Annotated in this window: 9 protein-coding genes; 3 read left to right on the top strand and 6 right to left on the bottom strand. The window is 61.4% G+C overall.

The window, feature by feature from the left end:
• The first annotated feature begins 664 nt into the window (after positions 1–664).
• A complete protein-coding gene (locus APH28_RS18520; RefSeq protein WP_060511865.1) occupies positions 665–5161 on the top strand; it encodes a hypothetical protein in 4497 nt (1498 codons plus the stop codon).
• Positions 5158–10500, top strand: a complete 5343-nt coding sequence (locus APH28_RS18525) for an RHS repeat-associated core domain-containing protein (RefSeq protein WP_060511867.1) — start codon at positions 5158–5160, stop codon at positions 10498–10500. Before APH28_RS18520 ends, APH28_RS18525 begins: the two co-directional genes overlap by 4 nt.
• A 204-nt stretch (positions 10501–10704) precedes the next feature.
• Here APH28_RS18525 and APH28_RS18530 read toward each other — a convergent pair whose 3' ends face one another.
• Genes APH28_RS18530 through APH28_RS18555 form a run of 6 tightly spaced genes read right to left on the bottom strand, consistent with a single transcriptional unit; the run spans position 10705 to position 18640 of the window.
• Positions 10705–11649, bottom strand: coding sequence for an OB-fold domain-containing protein (locus tag APH28_RS18530; RefSeq protein WP_060511886.1), 945 nt, complete (start codon positions 11647–11649; stop codon positions 10705–10707).
• A 5-nt stretch (positions 11650–11654) separates the two neighbouring features.
• Positions 11655–12866, bottom strand: a complete 1212-nt coding sequence (locus APH28_RS18535; RefSeq protein WP_060511869.1) for a thiolase family protein — start codon at positions 12864–12866, stop codon at positions 11655–11657.
• Positions 12867–12915: 49 nt separating this feature from the next.
• A complete protein-coding gene (locus APH28_RS18540; RefSeq protein ID WP_060511871.1) occupies positions 12916–14583 on the bottom strand; it encodes a DUF1302 domain-containing protein in 1668 nt (555 codons plus the stop codon).
• Positions 14561–15715, bottom strand: coding sequence for an MBL fold metallo-hydrolase (locus APH28_RS18545; RefSeq protein WP_082432333.1), 1155 nt, complete (start codon positions 15713–15715; stop codon positions 14561–14563). The genes APH28_RS18540 and APH28_RS18545 overlap by 23 nt, the downstream gene beginning before the upstream one ends.
• Positions 15708–17561, bottom strand: coding sequence for a long-chain-acyl-CoA synthetase (locus APH28_RS18550; RefSeq protein ID WP_060511873.1), 1854 nt, complete (start codon positions 17559–17561; stop codon positions 15708–15710). Before APH28_RS18550 ends, APH28_RS18545 begins: the two co-directional genes overlap by 8 nt.
• Entirely contained in the window at positions 17558–18640 is a 1083-nt protein-coding gene (locus tag APH28_RS18555) for an alkene reductase (RefSeq protein WP_060511875.1), read from the bottom strand. The genes APH28_RS18550 and APH28_RS18555 overlap by 4 nt, the downstream gene beginning before the upstream one ends.
• A gap of 239 nt (positions 18641–18879) precedes the next feature.
• On the opposite strand from APH28_RS18555, the gene APH28_RS18560 reads away from it, so the two are divergent.
• Positions 18880–20205, top strand: a complete 1326-nt coding sequence (locus APH28_RS18560) for an MFS transporter (RefSeq protein ID WP_060511877.1) — start codon at positions 18880–18882, stop codon at positions 20203–20205.
• The last annotated feature ends 62 nt before the right edge of the window (positions 20206–20267 follow it).

Below are 20267 nucleotides of genomic sequence, written 5' to 3' on the forward strand. Positions count from 1 at the left end.
GCTCCTGATCGAGGGGCAGGTACAACGCAGCCATGAGCCGTTCCTCTTGTTCTTGTCAGGCGGGGGGCATGGGGGATAGTCCGGCGGGGACGGACGGGAAACATCGTCCAAATGGCTTAAGGTTTGTCGGAATCTCCAGCCGTGCGCTGTACCTTGTGGGAGCCGCGCTTGCCGGCGATGGGCCGCGAAGCGGCCCCGGCAATTTATGCAACAACCTTGAAATCGTGGGGCCGCTTCGCAGCCCATCGCCGGCAAGCGCGGCTCCCACAAGTACAGCGCGTTCCTTGAAGCCGAGATAATCCTGTAGGAGCGGCTTTAACCGCGAACACCGGCGCAGCCGGTGCCATCCACCGCGTGAGATTCTGCGCGGGCATGTGTCACTAAAGCCAGAAGCGGCCCCGGCTGCTCATGCGCCAGCGCCTTGGCTATCGCCCTCAAATAGTGCGAATTCGCGCACATCGCACTTCAGTTCGCAGGCCTGCTCGCGGGAACCCCGTCATGCTGATAGCAACGCCACAAGAACCAAATTCGTATGTTCGCAACTGACATTTTTGCCAGTTGCCCTCACTTCCATCCAGATGAACACTCAATCACCTCTGTTACCTACATCGGCTCAGCGGCGTGATCACGCACCCTGTTGGGACCTCCAACCGGAGAGGTTGAAATGAGTGCCAAGAAAACCTACAGCTATGAAATGGATGTGTTCAGATACTTGTCAGAAGGCGACCCCGTCACTGTCAACGGCTCTTCCTACTACTGGGATGACTACAACGATTGGTACGTTTGGTTGAAGCCAAAGCTCTCCGATGAAGAACCCAAGCGTCTTGGCTGGAGCGCTATCAAAAGCTTCGAATCCCTTGAACAAACAAAGCAAGAAATAGCGAACGAATTTTCCGAGTTTTTCAAGAGAGGCTGGCGGCTGGTGAAGGCCAGCTACCACGATAAACTCCATACCATCCCTCACCCACTCATGCTCGAAGAAAGGAGTAGTGATGTTTCTGTCGCATTTTTGATCGGCAAGGTTTCAACGCATGTAAACCCAACCGCGGTAGCGCTAAATCGCGATAAAGACACGGACGATTTGAAAGACGCTATTGGCAGCCCCAAGATTTCAAAGAAGATCTCCGAACGTAAAGCCACATACAAGCATGAGGTGAGCTGCGCCTTCTTTTTCTTCGACGGCAACACCCCAGCGCCTGACTTCGTGGACATGGAAGCCAACCGATACCAGGCTTTCGTGCATGCAATCGCACCTGATTATGTTCTTGAACTACCCGATCTCACCTCTGCACCTACGGTCCAACCTGCCGTAGCGCCCGAACCGTTGGCCGGGCTGCCCAGCATGACAGGCTTCGAGCACAGTACCCTGGGCACCGGTGATTGCGTTTGGGCAAGCCCCTGCCATGTGCTGGCGGACCGAGACCTGCAGCTGGACGAAACCGTTCACGTCTGGGCCGTCGACCCCGTCGACGGGCGCGTGCTGAAAACCGTCTCGCTGAAAGCAACCGAAGCCAACAAGGCCCGCGTGGCCTGGCCTGTTGCGTTGGTCAAGGCGATCCAGGCCGACCGCAGGCTGGTCGAGGGTTCCGTGCTGCTCCAGGCCGGGCATCTCTCGAACGACGCCGAACTGACCGAAAACACCGATGCCCCCACCTCGCACACCTTCACGGGTTACAACAACGTCGAGAAAAGCCAGATCGACCGTTTGTGGGCATTTGATTCGCATTGCAAGCTGCTCAGCAACCTGCCGTTCAAGGCCAATCAGGTCAGTGCACTCTCGCTTCCAGATGCAGCGCCGTCGTTGGCAGAGCGTGTATGCATTCAAGTACGCCACAGGACCAGTCAGCACCTGTACGAATCGCATTTTTTCCAGCCCGAAGCGAACAGCACCCGCGGTAGTTGGAGCAAACAGCTGTGCGAATTTCTCAACCCGCACAGTGCGATGCTAAGGGCCGGCAAACGCCAGGACGATGGCATCAGCATCACGCCTGCGGAGCAGGGAAATCAGCTGTGGATACCGCAACTGTCCGACCTTTCTGTTCAACTTGAATCCGTCAATTGGCTTGAGCATGCATCATTCACCGTGAACGCGGACCTGGCCTTGGATAACGAGGTGATGATTGCGGTACACGATGATGTAACGGGCGCACCGCTGCCAGGATCGCCGTTCACGTTCTGCCCAAGTGCTGCAACGAAGGCGCAGAACCAATGGCCGGACGCGTTGGCCAACCAGTTGGCTGGCAGTCCCTTGGCCCCCTACATCAAACTGGAACAGGCAAGCGGCATCGGCACGGCCCCTGCTTCGACATGGCGTTGCCTGCGCGCCGGCGTGCCACTGCGCATCTGGATGAGCGCGCCTTTGGCTTCACCTGCCTGGTCAAGCCGCACCGGCGAGGATATTGATGGCGTGCTTGACGCCTGCCTTGGCGACGAAAGTGCTCAGTTGGTCATTGAGAGCCGTGACACGCGCACGGGATACCTCTGCCACGCTTCCTCCTTTACTTTGTCGGCGATGGAGTCTTCGACAGACCAGGCAGAAAAGCGAGCCAAGCTAGAGGAAACGCTTGAAGAACACTTGAAAGAAAACGGGGTTGTTTGGCTTGGGCTCAGCATCGACCTCAACGATTCCGGCACTTCCCTGAATACGTGGACAATGCGTGGGGCAACTGCTTTCCAGTTACAAACAACACTGAGGAAAATAATACCAGCGCCCACAGCGACTGGCATCCAAGGTACTAATTCTTTGCCCTTTCTTATCAATGAAGACACTAGAAAAGGACCAATTCAGGCGCATAAATCCCACCTACTCAGCACCCAGGAAATCAAAAGAGACCACATAGTACCATATGTGCACGACATATATTTTCTATATGCTGAATTAATTCAAAAACCGTTTTATTCTTACAAGACAACAAATCTACTTTATAAAAAAATAATAAAAAACCCCACGCAAATCGATATAGGCATATTAGAAACACATTTACACCCCTTAGACCTGAGCTATCCCGGTCACCCCAAAATAAGAAAACTTCGCAGACTTATACCCTCACTCAATGATCTCTATGTCTTCGACACAGATGATACACGTGAATACGAAAATGATTTGGGACGCTCAATAGGTGCAAACCTCCTTGATATTGAAGCCCACTTCCAAGAGGCACTAGATTACTGCATATCTTATACAGAACATAGTCCGCTCACACCAATTCTTTCGAATATCTTCGATAACAGAGACCTCCTAAAAGATACCCTATCAAACCTAACAACCACCCAATGTCATCTCGCAACTATCGACACCCTCACCTCCTCATTACGTGAACAACTCCTCATTGCACTTGACGCTCAAGCTATCGACAAAGGCTTTTCTCTAGTCTCATGCACCCGAAATGACCATGGACTTACACTTGACTTAAACGCCCTTTTCGAACCAGATGAAAATAGCGCTTCAGCAGAGATCTTGATCGGCACCTCATCACCCAACTTTCTTTGGAGAAAAATTCAACGCTGCACAACAATGAAAGAAATAAATATAGAAATACCTGCGCACGACACACTGTGTGCCGACATGGCAAATACCAAAGGGGCTGAACTCTTTGCCTCTAGCGGCTCGCAGCTCCATGGCGTCTCGCCCCAGACAGGCCTGTTCCACTTCCATCACTCAGTTGCAACGCTCTCCAGCCTCTCCGGCAGTACGCCTGCGATCCCACTGGCGTTCAACTACTCGCCGTTACGTGCCAACGAAAGCGCCCTCGGCGATGGCTTCGCGTTCTCCGGTTTGTCTTCCTACGACAACCGCAAGCGGCGCCTGGTACTGAGCAACGGGACCGTAGATGAGCTTAGCATCGATGACATCAAGCAACTGATCAATGGTGAGCCAATAGTGCGCCTTGGCTATACCCTCAAAACGGCTCAAGGGACTACCGACGAGTTGAGCGCTGAAGGTGGTAAACGAAAGGTCTATCACCTGACGGCCTTCACGATCGAATATCTGAACGGCCACGAAGAAGTCCTTGGGCTCCCCCAGACCCATGACAACCTGGAAAGTGGCGGAGGGTACAAAGAAAATCTTAAAAACAAGATCGAGACGATTATCACGCAAATCAATAACGCATTGGAGGATCTTGAAACCCCATCAAAGGATGCACCGCCGATATGGAGCATTCTCGGCGGCTTGTTGACCGGAGGCAGTGGTTTTGTGGCAGGTTCAAACCTTGATGACTACGAAAAAACCCAATCCATACATCTCTATTCCATTGCTGCGAGCTTTATCAACACCACATGGAGCGCCGATTTATTAGGTAGGGATCGGGAAAAACTCAAACAGGTCATCGCGAATAGAACACAGCTGAACGAACTGAAAACCGAAATGGCGTTGGCACTCACCGATGTCGAGCGGAATGCCTTGATCTTGGTGCCCCTGCAACTCAAGGCCGACAGCCGAGCGCTGCAACTGGACTGGCAAGGCGTGAAGGGCCATGTGCGCCTGAATAGAATAAAGGACGGTGTTAACGTTCTGCTCAAGGCCGAATACTCCGCCGAGCCGGTGCTAAAGGGCAGCCAACAGAGCGTTTTCACCCTCTGGCCAGAGACTGATGAGCACTGTTGTATCACCCTGGACATCAAGGACTGCCTGCTCAGGCGTTTGACTCGATCCAGCGGCTCCCAGACTGACAAGCCCGACCAGCGCCTGCACTTCCAGTACACCGTAACGCCGGTACTGGACAATGTATTGTGCTGCGTTGCCGAGGACGATGGGGCACGGGAGGTGGCCGCCTACGACTGGCTACATTTCGTTTCACCACCTCGCGTCGCTTTGCACACCTTCGTCCCCGGTGGCCAACAACCCAATACCCACCACGCCTGGGCCTGGGAAGGTAGAGAGCAAATCACCGCAGCCACCCGCTACGCGCACGCCCCTGTCGGCAGCGACCTGGAACAGGTCCCCTCCACCCGCTGGGAATGGTCCCACAGCGCTGACGGTGCCACGCAACTGGCGCGCGTTATCGAGAAGGTCCCCGGCGAGCAGCAGCGCATCACCCGCTATGTCTATCAGACCGACAACACCGTGCCCGATTCGCTGCGCCAGCCGCAGCAAACAGAGCAGCACATCACTGTCGAAGATCTTCGCGTCGCCACCACTGCCGAGGAACCGCAGCCATGACCAGCACGGATCAGACCACCTCCAGCCCAGCGCCCACCCCTCCAGCGAATTCGCTCACGGAAACCACGCTGACCCGTTACCGCCCAGGCGGCCTGGAACCTATAGAGTTCATCACTGACGATGGCTTGCACACACGCCTCTGGTACTACGAAGCCGACGCCCACCCCCTGAATATCAGCACACTGGTTGCAGGGCTGACACTGGCAAAGGTCACCACCGGTACCAATGCCACTGTGGGCAGCACCGGCAGGACGCTGGCCGATGCCACCCAGCTCACCTGCACCGAGCGCCCAGCGGCGGGTAAAGGCCTGCTGCCCCTATGCGCCCAATACCAGTACCTGCTGCTGCCCGACGGTACCCGCCAGGCCCCGGTACTGACCCTGTTCGGCTACGCCCTGAACCAGCGCGACGAGCACGGCACCCTGCTGCCCAACACCGTGTTGACCTTCGATGGCTTCGAAGCCTTTGACGACAGCGACACCCTGGCCTTGGCGAACGTGACGCTGGCCAAACCGACAACGTTGTCCGTATCCCTGGTGCAGGCCAACCACCAGCACAAGGCCGGCGTAGTCCGCAGCAGCGAACGCATCGCCACCCAGTGGTACCAGAACGATAACGCCCGCAGCACCCAGACCGTGACCGAAGTGGTGACCATCGGCAAAGAAGCCGCAACTTACGAACTGCTGCGCACCACGCCCTACTCGACAGCAACAGCCATCCTGCAGCGCCAGATCGTGTCGGCGCGCACCGGTCGCCTGCTGCGTGAAACCCAGCAAGACAGCGAGGGCAACCCCATTGCATTCACTTGCCATCAGTACGACAGCCTGGGCCGAGGCGTGCGCAGTGACACCTACGCGTTCAATGAAGAGGCCTTCACCTCAGGCGTGGTGGCCTGGCTATTCCCCACCGGCTCGCAATCCATCCACTACGCGCAAGACGGCAAGGGCAAGCGGGTCAGGAGTTGCGACGCCCAAGGGCGTCACCAGCAGTGCTATTACGATGGCCAGCAACGCATCGTGCGCCGTGAGCTGCAACGCGTGCCAGGGCCTGACCACAGTGCCGACAATTACTGCATGGTGGAACAAACCTCCTGGGACAGCGATGGCCAAATGGCCAGCCAAGTGATGTTCGACTACCTGCCGGGTGGCCTGCGCATCGACAATGTCCAAGCCGTGCCCGAGCAGAGCAAGGACTGGTTCTGGCAGGCCCACGGGCAAGACCCGGTGGTTACCGACGCAAACCACAATGTGTCGCTGACCACCCGTTCCACTTTGGGGCTGATCTCACAAGGCGCACTGAGCACCCAACAAACCACCCAACGCAACCTGCGGGACGGGTCGGTCACTCTGACGCACGAAGCGTGGAACGGCCTGGACAGACCTGCCGCCGGTGCTGCCATCATGACCACCCAGACCCTCAACCAGAAAGGCCAGCGCACCCAGGTGACCGAGGACATTCCCGGCTATGCGAAGCAAGCCAGAACCTGGAACATCACCTACGACGGCCTGGGGCGCCCAGAGACACTGACCCAACCGGACAAATCGATCATTGCTTGGGCCTATGAAGGCTTGAACGAATCCCCGACCCGCATGAGCGTCAAGAAGTCGGCGAGCGCGCCGGAACGGGTACTGGCCAGCCGCACGTTCAAAGACGGCGCCGTGTCGACGCTGGTCAGGGGCAGCGATACCAGCCAGACGCTGCAAACCCGGCCAGACGGTTACTTAAAGCCAGATGGCACCAGCCTTTACCATGCACGCAACGCCGATGGCAGCCTGTCCTGGTATGCACAAACAGGCAGCAGCACCGCTAGCAGGACACCTTTGGTCACCTTCAAGTTGAGCCCCGTCACACAGGCCATGCAGGCCGAACGCCCGGTGCAGGGTGATCATCAAAGCCTGGTCACCAGCGAAACCTTGCAACCGCTGCTGCTGGGCACTTGGCGCTTCAACCGGACAGTGCATGGGCAACAGCAGCGCGATGAGGGTTCGGCCTCCCTGCGCGGCGTCTTGACCGGCACATGGAACAGCAACGACCTGCCCCTGCAGGCCTGGGAGAATGCCCAAGGCTACCGCAGCCGGTTGCGCCGCGGATCACTCGAATACCATTACACGTACACTGCACTGGGCCAGTTGGCCTGCCTCACGGTGCAGGACATGCGCAGCGGCCAGCACCTGCAGGTGCTGCACGACTACGATGCCTTCGGCCGCGAGACCAAGCGCAGCTATGCGCTGAACGGCCAGGAAAAGGTGCGCTACGAGCAAACCTGGTCACCGGCCAGCCAGCTGCTTAGCAAAACGCTGTACCGTGACGGCACGCGGGCAAGAAGCGAGACATTCGTCTACTACACCAGCGTGACCGGCACCAGCGATGAGTTGCAGCAATGGACGGTGGACGCTGTGGCGGGCGAGCAGGTCAAGGATGACGAAGGGCATGCCATCAAGGAAGAGACGTACCAATACGACGAACTGGGCAGCATGACCCAATGCTCGACCACGCGTAGCAACAACGACACGCTGGTACGCAACTATGCCTACGGCGATGCGATGCATCCCACTCGGCGTACCGCGATGACCTGCATCACGACCCTTGCCGGCACGGCCAGTACCCGCACGGTCACACTGACGTACGACGCCAACGGCAACTTGGCGACCAACGAGCGGGAACAGTCCCTGGCCTACACCGACAGCGGCCGCCTGAGGTCAGTGACTGCCAAGAATGGCACGACGCCGCTGACCTATTACGAGTACGACGAACATGACCGGCTGATCGCCCAGTGTGATGTCGTCAACAACCAGCGGCGCATCCTCAACTATGGTGCCAATGGCCTGAGTGGGGAAACCTGGCTGGATGGTGCAGGTACCGTGCTCAAGCGCCTGACGCTGGATGACCAGGCAGGCCTTGCGGTTGCCTTGGACGATCAATGGCTGTTCGTGCTCGGCGACCCGCAGACCGGTGGGGGTGATGAATACCAGTTCAAGGACGGCGCCTGGGTTCGCCATTCGGTCACGTTCACACCCTGGGGCGTCACCCATCTGGCCACCCTCAACGCGCAATCGGTAGGCGTCGGTTACAACCGCCAGCGGGTGGATCCGGTGACCGGTGGTTTCCACTTGGGCGACGGCTACCGCTTCTACGACGCCCAGCACCAAGTGTTCTGCCAACCCGACGACTGGAGCCCCCTGGGTGCAGCCGGCCCGAATGACCGTGCCTACTGCCCGAAAGCCGACCCGGTCAACTTCGAGGACCCCAGTGGCCACATCATGCTCAACCGCCAGGGCCAGGCAGCCAACCTGGCAAGGCTCGATACCATTATTGCCTCGCTGACGCCCATCACGGCGACGGAGACGGCGCCGCCCCAGGCTGCCAGCATGGGGGAATGGCTGTTGTTTGCTGGCCTGACGATTTTGGGCGCAGTGATGATCGTAGCCTCGGCGGGCACCCTGAGTGCGCCGGTGATCGCCGGGCTGATGATCGCCTACACAGCAGGTGCCGCAGTCACGGCAACGGGGATGGCATTGCGGCAGTCGGACCCGGAGCTTTCGCGGATATTGGAACCTGTGGGGCAAGTGATGATGGCACTGGCCAGTGCGCCGGCATTCGGCTCGCAGATGGCCGGGGTGGCGAAGGCGGTGATGTATGGATCGACGCTGGCGTATGCCGGTTTGACCATCGCTCAGGTGTCGGTGCAGCAGAGCAACCCTGAACTGGCGGAGAAGCTGGGATGGGCGGCGATGGCTGCTGGCCTGTTTGACCTGGCGTACGCCGGAGCAAAAAAACTGGGGAGCGTCATGGCCAAGCTGGGTTCAAAATCGCTGACTGCCCTGCGCGGACTCCGCAGAACTGTGAGGTTACATGGTATTTCGTCATTGCTGCAGCGAAGCAGGCGCAGTCAATATCTACTTAACGGTACACCCAACATTGCACTTCCGGCCCTTGGTTCGAAGGACATGCACCTTGGCGGAATCCGAAGTAACGGACATGTGATGTCCGTAGAGGAGGACTTCCAGGGCATCCATCTCTTTGATGATCAAGTGGGATTCCGGCATGCCGTAGCTGAAAATCGTAAATTAATGACCCCCTTTATCGAGAGCGAACTCAAGAAAATAGAGAACGCGCAAAAAAACGGGGTGGTGACCGCCATGCAGTCCCGCTATCAGGCATCACTGAACAACGCCAATGCCGAGCTCGCAAAACTGGAGAACGAAGTTAGTACGCTCAAGAGCCTGAAAAAAAGCTTCCAAGCTGGAACGGAAAAAGAATATCGCTCAGCACAATCCGCTTCGACGGAATTGGACGACCTTATCAGTGGAAAAAACAACGCTGAATTCTCGCTTGGCAAAGCAAAAGACGGCGATGAAATCAGCGGCATTTTTAACGATTTTGAGTATAAATATCAGGACGAGCAATTCAGTGGCATAACAGAGGCCATTGACGCGGCAAGAAATCGCGCAGGTGCTATATCCGACGGTGAAGCGAGCCTTGCCTACTGGAAACGCCTGCTGACAGATCTGCAAACAAATCTTAAAAACAGGTACGGCACGCTGCAAAAGGTTCATCATACACAACTGGACAAGATTCAAAAAGCTGAACATCAGCTTAGCTTGAATTTCCATGCTTATGAAGACCGTGTATTGGCTTCGCTAAGAAAAACGCACGCCTCTTATGGAACTAGCTTGAAGGGCCGCACTGGCGCAACATTATTCAAACCCTCGGTTATTCCTGATCATACTGCCCCTGAATCGAGGCTGAATGCTATCGGCCATGGATACGTAGATGACACCGGGATGGCACACATAGGCCGTTATGAACGTAGGGGCGGCAGGACAGTAGCGATAAGGACATCACCCCAAAAATTCTACGGGATGCTGATCAACGACTTCAAGGCGAGGATGAAAGCCACGCCAGCAGAACTGCGTAAGCTCACCACAACCCAGCACAAATCCATCACTGCCACCCAATGGCATGATTTATTCAAGAAGAAGTACGGAAACATCCGCCTCATTAGCTGCAATTTGGCTTTAGAAGTAAACAATACCTCATTCGCTCGACAACTGCATACAATTAGCGGCCTTCCTGTCAAAGCCTCAACAGTACGGATTTTTGCCTCGATCTCGGACAGCAAAGCACTTTACGTAAAATACAAGTCCGCGCGACTACTAGGAAAGACTAAAGGTAATTACAGCCAATTCTTCAACGCTACACTTTCGGAACCACGACATACACTACACCTCCCCAAACTTGACATGCCTGAATTTTACCGTTCTCCCACGACACAGGGGAGTAATGGACTGTGGGAGCCACTTCCGGGAATTTGCTATGACATGCCTACCTACCGGTAACAATTTGACGCAGCTGAACTAGTCAGTTTGTTGCAACCGGCATAGCCCCTTTCGCGATTGAAAGGTCGCGAAAGGGGCGTCACAGTTTTACACCGCAATCCGCTCAAACCAGCGAGGGCGCGCAGCCGGCAAATGTGGCACTGCCTCGAGCAGGGCCCGGGCAATTGCGATGCGCTGGCGTTGCCCATCTGTTCCATCCATGCATCAACGCTGGTAGAGGATCACCAGGTCATTGATCACCGACGGCCGCTCCTGCCCTACCACATGGGTGTTGATCTCCAGCGTCAGCTGGGTCCCACGCTGGTTCAGCTCGACCGCCTTGACCCGTGCCCGGGCATGAATACGCGAGCCAGCCGGCACCGGCGCCGGGAAGCGCAGGCGATCGGAGCCGTAGTTGATCTGCGTGGTGAAGCCGGTGATCTCGAAGCCCAGCGCCAGCTTCAGCCGCGATTGCAGCACCTGCACCAGCGCGCCGTGGGCGATGGTGCCGCCGAACGGGCTGCTGCGCCGGGCCCGCTCAGGGTCGGTGTGGATCCAGTAGTCGTCACCCGAAAGCTCGGCAAAGGCATCGATCAGCGCCTGGTCCACCAACAGGCTGTTGCTCCAGTCGCTGTACTGTTCGCTGACCAGGGCCTGCAGTGCGGCCCCGTCCTGGCAGTCGACCTGCAGGCGGTTGTCGGGCACCTCGACAGGCGCCACCACCTCGACCACGTGGGCTGATTCCAGTGCTGCGGCGTTCTGATCCAGGCCGGTGAAGCGCAACAGCCGGGTGCCCTTGCCATCGACCTGGGCAAATACCGGCTGCAACGGCATGCCGATGCGGATCTGCTCTTCCTCCAGGCCCACCAGGGTGGTGTTGACCCGCACCCCTTCGGCCAGCTCCACCACCGCCAGTTTCTGCGGCATTTCATCGATGAAGTCCGGCAGGGTCGGAATGCGCGTGAGGGTGTAGCTGTAGAGCGTCGCCTGGCCGCTCACCTCGTGCCACGCCGGGTCCGGCGCCAGGCAGGCCGGGCAGTGCCGGCGCGGGTAGAACAGCCACTGGGCGCAGGCGCCACACTGCTGGACCAGCAGGCGACGGGCCTTGAGCCCTTCCCAGAACGGCGCGGAGATTTCGGTCGCCACGGGCATCGGTTTGTTGTTCGACATGATCGTCATGCTCCCTGAAGAATCAATGCGCCCTGCTCGCTCATCACGCCGCCGGTACCGGAGACGTAGACGCTGTCGCAGCGCTGCAACTGGCGTTCGCCCGCGGCTCCGGCGATCTGCGTGACCGCCTCGATGACTTGGGACATGCCGCCGGCCGAGCCGGCCTGGCCAAAGCTGAGCTGGCCGCCATGGGTGTTCATGGGGAAGTCGCCGCGCCAGGTCAAGTCGTGCTCGCGGACGAACGCCATGCCCTCGCCCTTGCCGCAGAAACCGGCGTCTTCCAGGGTCAGCAAGGCGGTGATGGTGTAGCAGTCATAGATCTGCGCGGCATCGACGTCAGCAGGCTTGAGCCCGGCCATGGTGAAGGCGCGGCGCGAGGCTGGGCCGATCGGTGTGTGCACCATGTCTTCAGCGTAGGTCGGCGACTTGAACGCCAGGTGCTCGCCAAAGCCTGTGATGTATGCCGGGCGTTTGCGCGCACGCGCGGCCAGTTCCTTGTTGGCGATGATCAGCGCCGCGCCACCGGCCACCGGCATGACGATCTCCAGCACGTGCAGCGGGTCGGCAACCATGCGGCTGGCAAGCACCTGTTCCACGGTCAGCGGCTGGCCGTAGAACATCGCCTGCGGGTTGGCCTGGGCGTTGGTGCGCTGGTCCACGGCGATTTTCGCCAGGGCCCGCGGGTCGTAGCCGAACTGCGAGGCATAACGTTGGGCGATCATCGCGTAACCGGTGTTCTGGCCCATGTGCCCATAAGGGAGGTCGAACTCCGCTTCCGGTGCGCCGAACGCCGTGCTGTGCCCACCAAAACGCATGGCCCGGGCCATCCAGCCCGCGTCTTCATCCGGCCCCAAGGGCGCCATGCGCGCCGGCAGCACGCACAGCACCGCCTGGCACAGGCCCAGTTCGATGGCGGCAGCGGCGCGCCAGACCATGCCGACCGAGGTGCATCCCCCCAGGTCGACCACTTCGGCAAAGTTCAGGCGCAGGCCCAGGTATTCGGCGGCCATGGCCGGGACGAACACCGAGGCTTCGTGGAACTGCGGCCCGTTGATCACCAGGCCGTCCAGGTCCGAGGCTTGCAGGCCGGCATCGCGCAGGGCCTGGGCGGCCAGGTCGGCGACCTGTTCGAGGTGGAACATCTTCGGTGCCGTGGCGTACTTCTCCGGCTTGTACTGCGCGGTACCGACTATTGCTGCGTGGCCTTTGAGCCCCATGGTGCCTCCCTGCCAGCGCCCGCAGGCGCCAGCGTTGTCAGGTGATCGGTCAGAAGGTGTATTTCAACGAGAAGGTCGCGTAGTCACGGTCGGCGTACGGCCGCTTGATCGCGTCGGGCGAGCCGAGGTAGCCGACATAGGTCAACGCGGCTTCCAGGTTGCCGAGGTACTTGAAGGTGGTGCCCACGCTGAGGCGGCGGTCACCCTGCACACCGGAAATGCTCCCGGCCATGGGCGTCGCGCCGCTGAACACGTTGGAGAAGCGCACCGGCACCTCCAGGTCCCAGCCTTGGAACACCCCCGGGTAGCTGAACGATGCGCCCACGGTGTAGGCACTGGCATCGCGCGTGCGCCAGCCGGTCGCGGTCTTGTAGGTGTAGTCATCGGACGCCGCGACCATCGGTGCCAGGCTCGGCAGCAGCGCCACGCCCTGCAGGTTGCCGGCCGCGGAGGTGGCGTCGACGCTGTCGACCTTGACGTGGATGATTTCGCCGGTGAGGGTGGTCTGGCTGGCCCAGGGCCGGTCGCCCAGCACGCGCATGGCCGAAAGCTGGAACTGCTGGCCCTTGCCGCGCGCCGGGGTCGGCCCGAGGCCGGTGTTGACCATGACCGGGGCGCCGTCGCGGTACGACCATTCGCCGCCGATCTGGGTCTCGCCGAGCTTGGTCGAGGCGCTGATGCCGGTGAGCTTGATGTCCTCGAAGTACTTCACCCGGTAGCCGTTGGCGGCGAAGGCGAACAGGCCGCCACCCACCGGCACCGGGCTGTAGCCGACCAGCGCGGTGGCCGGGTTCTTGTCGTGGTAGTTGACGTGGAACAACGACAGTTCAAGCGCTGGCACCGGCCGGTAGCGCAGCTGCACGCCCCACTGGCCACTGTCGCGGGGCTCGTCGGTACCACGGTAAGGCACGTTGCCGGTCGGCGTGATGAGGAACTCGCGGCCCGGGCCGATCACGTCGGTGCCCGACAGGTAGCTGCCCACCGGGGCCAGCTCGGTGCCCTTCCACTCGTACTGCATATAGGCGCCGAAGGTGAACTGCGGATTGAAGCGGTACGAGGCCGAGACCTGGCCCACCGGCAACAGTACTTCCTTGACCTCGACGCCGGGTTGCGCAGCCTTGACCGCGTCGGAGGGGTTCTGCACGCCGTTGACCCCGGGGTAGTACAGGCTCTCGCCCCAGGACTCGATATGGCGCCCGGCCTTGACGTCGAGCATCGAGTCGTTGTCGAACCGCCACCCGCCGAACACGTAGGCATCCAGCAGGCGGGTACGGCCACCGCTGTAGTACTTGGCATCGCTGGTGAATTCATCGTTGTCACCGTCCTTGTTGACGGTGGCTGGCGAGTTGTTGTCGTTCTTGCGGTGGTAGACGTCGTCGTAGAAAGTACTGGCACGCACCACGGCGCCGTAGTTGTCCATGCGCATGATCATCTCGCCCAGTGCACCCAGGCGGTTGGTGGTCAGGCTGCCCTGGTTGAAGTTGCGGTCGCCGTCGTCGGCGTTGACCCCCATCAGGCGGTCGCTGGGCTTGGCCAGGCGCACGCCGATGCCATAGCTGGTGGTCACCGACCAGTCGATGGTGGCGCCATTGTCGAACTCGATGGTCTCCCCCGCCCAGGCCGACGCCGATGCCAGGGCAATCGCCGCCGTCAGGCCGGCCAGCGGCAAGCCGCGGTTCGCAAGGCCAGTATCGTTATTGTTGTTCTTGTCGATCACACGGACTCTCCTGAAGGGCAACCGGCTGGCTGCCTGGAATGGTCAACGTTGCCGTCGGGCCGGCCGCGGCCGCGGGTTGCCCCGGCGTGCCACGGCGGTAGCGGTAGTGCGCCTGGTGCAGTTCGCGTACCAGCAGCCCTTCGGTCATGAGGTAGTTGGCATGGGCCAACGTTTCGCCAAGCGCCATCAGTTCGTCGAAACGCCCTGACAGCTTGGGGAACAGCACGGCCATCAGCTCGAGCGCGCTGCGGGGCGCGTCGCAGCTGGCCAGCAGCTTGGCCAGCTGGGCCTGGTGATGCGCCTGCAACTGGTCCAGGCGCGCATGCAGGTGGTAGAACGGCCGCTCGTGGGCCGGCAGCACCAGCACGCTGTCGGGCAGCATCCGCAGGTGTTCGAGCGAAGCCAGCCAGTCGCGCAGCGGGTCGGCCTCGGGTTCGGTGGCATGCACGCCCACCGTCGGGGTGATGCGTGGCAGCACCTGGTCACCGGCAATCAGCAGGCTGCCGTCTTCGGCATACAGGCAGGCATGCTCGGGGGAATGGCCGCGCCCTATGACCACGCGCCACAGGCGATTGCCAATGGGCAGGCGATCGCCGTCGCGCAGGCGCCGGTAGCTGTTGAAATGCAGCGGGCGGAAGTGGCCGCTCTGGATCAGCCGGTACAGCTCGTCGATCTGCTCGTCGCTGAAGCCCGCCTTGGCATGGAAGTCGTGGAAGTCCCAACCCGGCGCCTGCCCCGCGGGCACCGTGACGTACAGCGAGCGGTACTCGCTGGCGGTCATGTAGATCGGGCAGCGGTAGCGTTCGGCGAGCCAGGCGGCGACGCCGGCATGGTCGGAGTGGTAGTGGGTGCAGATCACCGCCAGTAACGGCTGGCCGGCGAACAGCCCGGTAAACACCTGCTCCCAGGCGGCTCGGGTCTGCTCGGTGTTCATGCCGGTGTCCACTACCACCCAGCCGTCGCCATGGCGCAGCAGGTACAGGTTGATGTGGTCGAGGCGGTACGGCAGCGGCATGCGCAGCCACCACACGCCATCGGCAACCTCGCGCCATTCGCCGCTGCCTTGCGCCTGCGGCCAGGGGTAGCGCAGGCCACTGGCCAGTTCGTGCCCATCCGCGTTGAGCTCAGCCATGCTGGCCACCGACGAATGCAGGCAAACCAACCTGGGCCAGCATCTCCAGCGAATAGGGCTGATACGTGGCACTGCTTTCGTCACGGATGAACAACGGATCGGCGCAGGCCTGCGGGCAGTAGCCCTGGCGCTGCAGGTCGACCTTGCGCAGCTTGAAGGTGCTGGTCAGGTCCGCCGCCGCACTCACCCGCACGAACAGCGGCGCGGCATAGCGCGGCAGGCGTGCTTCGGTCAGTTGGTACAACGCCTGCGGGTCGAACACCTTGCCAGGCTGCATCAGCACCGCGGCCATGCCCGCCCTGCCCTCGTGCTCCGGCACCTGCACGCCGTAGACGTTGATCAATTCAAGGCCCGGCAAGTCGCTGAGGGCGTCGGCTACTTCCTGGGTGGAGACGTTCTCGCTTTTCCAGCGGAAGGTATCGCCAATGCGGTCGACGAAATAGCAGTAGCCATCGGCATCCTGGCGCAGCAGGTCGCCCGAGCTCCACCAGGCATCGCCGGCCTGCAGCACATCGCGGCGGATCTTGCTCTCGGTGGCAGCCGCGCAGGTATAGCCCTCGAAGCGGCCGCCGCCAATGTCGGGATGGTCGATGATAAAGCCCATGGCCTCGCCGACCTCACCGACTTCGCACAGCTGGTAAAAACCGTTCGCGTCACGCGGGTGGCAATCGTTTTCCACGTCGTAGCGCACCAGGCGCAGGTTGGTGCGGTTCCAGTCCGGCACCCGGCCGCAGGAACCGAGGTAGTTGTCGACGTTGATCAGGTTGGTGTTGGCTTCGGTGGCACCCCAGCCCTCGAATACCTGGATCGGGCCGAACCGCTCGACCCAGCGTTGCCAGGCCTCCGCCGACAGGCCGGCGCCTAGCATGCAGCGCAGGCTGTGCTCACGTTCCCCTGCCTGGACCGGGCGGTTGAGCAGGTAGCGGCAGATTTCGCCGATGTACTGGAACACGCTGATGCGATGGCGTAGTACGTCGTGCCAGAACTCGCGCACGCTGAACTTGCGCCGCACCACGATGCTCGCGCCTACGCGCAGGGCCGTGGAGGTGACCGAAGTGGCGGCCGCGCCGTGGTACAGCGGCAGGCAGCAATAGAACACATCGGCGGCCGTGGCCTGCAAGGTCACTTCCATCACATCGCCCGAGGACATCCAGCGCATGTGGCTGTAGCGCGCCGCTTTCGGCAGGCCGGTAGTGCCCGAGGTGAAGATCAGCAGCGTCGGCGACTGGGCCTCGATGTCCGCACGCAGCGCCCGTGGGAAGCGGCTGCGCGGTGCGGCGGCGAGGTCCTCGGTAAAGGTGGTGTCGATACCGGTCGGCAGCTCACCGGCCCATGGCTGTTCGGCGTCATTGACCAGCCACAGCGGCAGTTGCGGCAAGCCTTCGGTGGCCTGCAGGTTGCCCAGGCACTCCTCGCCGACCACCAAGGCCTTGGCGTTGGTCGTTTGCAGTGCATGGATCAAGGGTTTGCCGGCCACCTGGGTGTTGATGAACGCCACCACCACGCCGAGCTTGACCAGGCCAAACCAGCACGCGAAGAACGCCGGGCGGTTCTCCATGGCCAGGGCGCACACGTCGCCGGGGCGCAGGCCGCGGGCCAGGCAGGCATGGGCCATCTGGTCGGCCAGGCGGTCGACTTCGGCGTAGCTCAGCACCTGTTCGCCGTATATCAGGAACGGACGTTCGCCTTGAAGGTCGGCCTGCGACTCCAGGCGGTCGGCCAGGGTGTAGAAATCGCGTGGTTTGATCTGCGCGCTGGCAGCGCTGCGCAGGTCGAGCAAGGCCTGGGTCTGCTCGCGGCTCACCGGCTGCTGCGCCGGGCTGTGCAACTGTTGCGGCAGGTTCATTGCGCCACCTCCGCGCTGGCCTGCCAGCTGGGGTAGTCGCTGTAGCCGCGTGCCCCCACGGTGTACAACGTCTTGCGGTCGAAGCCGGCCAACGGCCGCCCATGCCGCAGGCGTTCGACCAGGTCCGGGTTGCCGATGAAGTGGCGGCCGAAGGACACTGCCGCGCCCTCCCCGGCCGCCAGCGCAGCCTGCGCCGCGGCACCGTCGAAGCCATCGTTGAGGATCAGCGGCTGGGTGCTGTTACTGCGCGCCAAGGCGAAGGCATCGAGCCCCGGCACCGGCGAACGCATGACATGCAGGTAGGCCAGGTTCAAGGGCGCCACCGCCGCACAAAGCGCCACACTGGTTACCGCCGGCTCGTAGTCGTCGATGTCGTTGTACGGGTTGCCGGGGCACAGGCGCAGGCCGACTCGCCCCGCACCAATGGCGGCGGCCATGGTTTCGAGCACTTCCCCTGCGAAACGCACGCGGTTCTGCGCACTGCCGCCGTAGGCGTCGTCGCGCTGGTTGCTGCCGGCCGCCATGAACTGCATGGGCAGGTAACCGCTGGTGCAGTGCAGTTCGACGCCATCGAAGCCCGCCTCGCGGGCATTCAGCGCGGCCTGGCGGTAGTCGTCGATCACTCCGGCGATGCCCTCGAGGGTCAGCGCCTCAGGCATGTCGGTGTCGACCATGCCGGCCGCGTCGCTGAACAGCTGGGTGCGCGCACGGATCGCCGAGGGCGCCACCGTGGCGGCGCCGAGCGGCTTGTTGTGGTGGCTGGCGGCACGCCCGACGTGCATCAGTTGCAGCACGATGCGCCCCCCTTCGCCGTGCACGGCGCGGGTCACCTGGCGCCAGGCGGCGACCTGTTCGGCGCTGTAGATGGCCGGGGTGCGGCAGTAGCCCAGGCCGCTGGCCGACGGTGCGGTGCCCTCGGCGACGATCAGCCCGGCGCTGGCCCGCTGGCGGTAGTAGGCGACCATGTCGCTGCCCGGCACACCTTGGCGGTCGGCGCGGCTGCGGGTCATCGGGGCCATGACGATGCGGTTGGCCAACTGCAGGTCACCCAGCCGCACAGGCTCGAACAAGATGCTCATTTCAGCTCCTTCACGGTTCTTGTTGCCGGTGCGCAAGGGGCGCGCAGCACCGGAGATGAGCTGAATGATTCACCCTGGCCAGGTGCGAAACATCGTCCGTCGAGACTAGTCCTGCAGTGCCCGCAGCAAGGCTGGCCAAAGCCGTATGCCAGCAGCGAAACTGGTCTGAACAGACGATGAAATCGCACCAGGATGCGCCGAGCATCGTGCGCACCTAAAACAAGAAGCGGAGCTGTGCTGTGAACCCATCCCCTCCCGTGACCTGGCGTACTCACTACGCCTTGCTGGTGCTGGCCAGCATCTATGTTTTCAACTACATCGACCGCCAGCTGATGGCGATCCTGATCGAGCCGGTCAAGCTCGAATTCGGCATCTCCGACACCGGCATCGGCCTGCTGTCCGGGGTCACTTTCGCGGTGTTCTACACGGTGTTCGGCCTGCCCCTGGGGCGGCTGTCGGACCGCATCGGGCGCAAGCCGGTGATCGCCTTCAGCTGCATGGCCTGGAGCCTGATGACCATGCTCTGCGGCATGGCCGGCAGTTTCTTTACCCTGGTGCTGGCGCGGATCGGCGTGGCCATCGGCGAAGCCGGCGGCACCGCGCCTTCGGTGGCGATGGTCTCTGACCTGTACCCGCCACAGCGCCGCTCCACCGCCTTGGCAGTACTGATGCTCGGTTCGAGCCTGGGCGCTATTGTCGGCCTCGGCCTGGGGGGCTGGATTGCCCAGCAGCATGGCTGGCGCTATGCGTTCCTGCTGATCGGCGCGCCGGGCATTGTGCTTGGCCTGTTGCTGTTGCTGACCGTGCGCGCACCCAAGCCGGTGCGCCTGCAGCAAGCCAGCGCCGCGCCGGCGCAAAGCTGGCTGCAGACCCTGGGCGAGCTGCTGCGCATGCCGTCGTTTGCGTGGCTGGTGCTGACCGGTGGCGCAGCGGCGATTGCCGGCTATGCGATCGGCACCTGGAGCCCGAGTTTCCTGATCCGTTCACATGGCTTGAACATGCAGCAGGCGGGCTTTCTGGTGGGGGTGATCGGTGGCAGCGGGTCGACCATCGGCACCCTGGTGTGCGGCGTGCTCACCGACCGCCTGGCCCGGCGTGATGTGGGTTGGCAGATCGGCGTGCCGCTGCTGGGTACGCTGCTGAGCATTCCGTTTGCCCTGGCCTACTTCCTGTGGCCGCAGGGTACTGCGTTTTACATGGGTGACACGCCGGTGCCACAGGCATTTCTGTTCTACAGCGCGTTCGGGTTCTTTGGGGTGTGGTGGGCGACGCCGTGCCTGGGCGCGATCACCCATCTGTTCCCGGCCAATCGCCTGGCCCAGGCTACGGCGATTTTCGTCATGGCCATGACCTTGCTGGGGGTTGGCGTGGGGCCTCTGTTGATCGGGATGCTGAGTGACCTGTTCCTGCCGAGTTTGCAGGGGGAATCGCTGCGGTATGCGCTGGCGGCATCGGTGGTGTTGCTGGTGCTGGCGGCGGTGTTTCTGGCGGTGGCTTTGCCGCGGTATCGGGCGCAGATCAAGGGGTTGGCTAGCGGGAAAGTGGTTGGCGCGGTGGTTGTGTAGGGGCCGGGGTGCCTGCCTCAGGAGATTCATCGCCTGTGAGATCGAGCGCCGCGCGCGGCGCT

The organism is Pseudomonas sp. NBRC 111124 (genome assembly GCF_001320245.1).
Classification (GTDB): domain Bacteria; phylum Pseudomonadota; class Gammaproteobacteria; order Pseudomonadales; family Pseudomonadaceae; genus Aquipseudomonas.

Coding starts and splice junctions, on each gene's coding strand:
- APH28_RS18520 (WP_060511865.1), top strand. CDS start 665: ATGAGTGCCAAGAAAACCTACAGCTATGAAATGGATGTGTTCAGATAC.
- APH28_RS18525 (WP_060511867.1), top strand. CDS start 5,158: ATGACCAGCACGGATCAGACCACCTCCAGCCCAGCGCCCACCCCTCCA.
- APH28_RS18530 (WP_060511886.1), bottom strand. CDS start 11,649: ATGTCGAACAACAAACCGATGCCCGTGGCGACCGAAATCTCCGCGCCG.
- APH28_RS18535 (WP_060511869.1), bottom strand. CDS start 12,866: ATGGGGCTCAAAGGCCACGCAGCAATAGTCGGTACCGCGCAGTACAAG.
- APH28_RS18545 (WP_082432333.1), bottom strand. CDS start 15,715: ATGGCTGAGCTCAACGCGGATGGGCACGAACTGGCCAGTGGCCTGCGC.
- APH28_RS18550 (WP_060511873.1), bottom strand. CDS start 17,561: ATGAACCTGCCGCAACAGTTGCACAGCCCGGCGCAGCAGCCGGTGAGC.
- APH28_RS18555 (WP_060511875.1), bottom strand. CDS start 18,640: ATGAGCATCTTGTTCGAGCCTGTGCGGCTGGGTGACCTGCAGTTGGCC.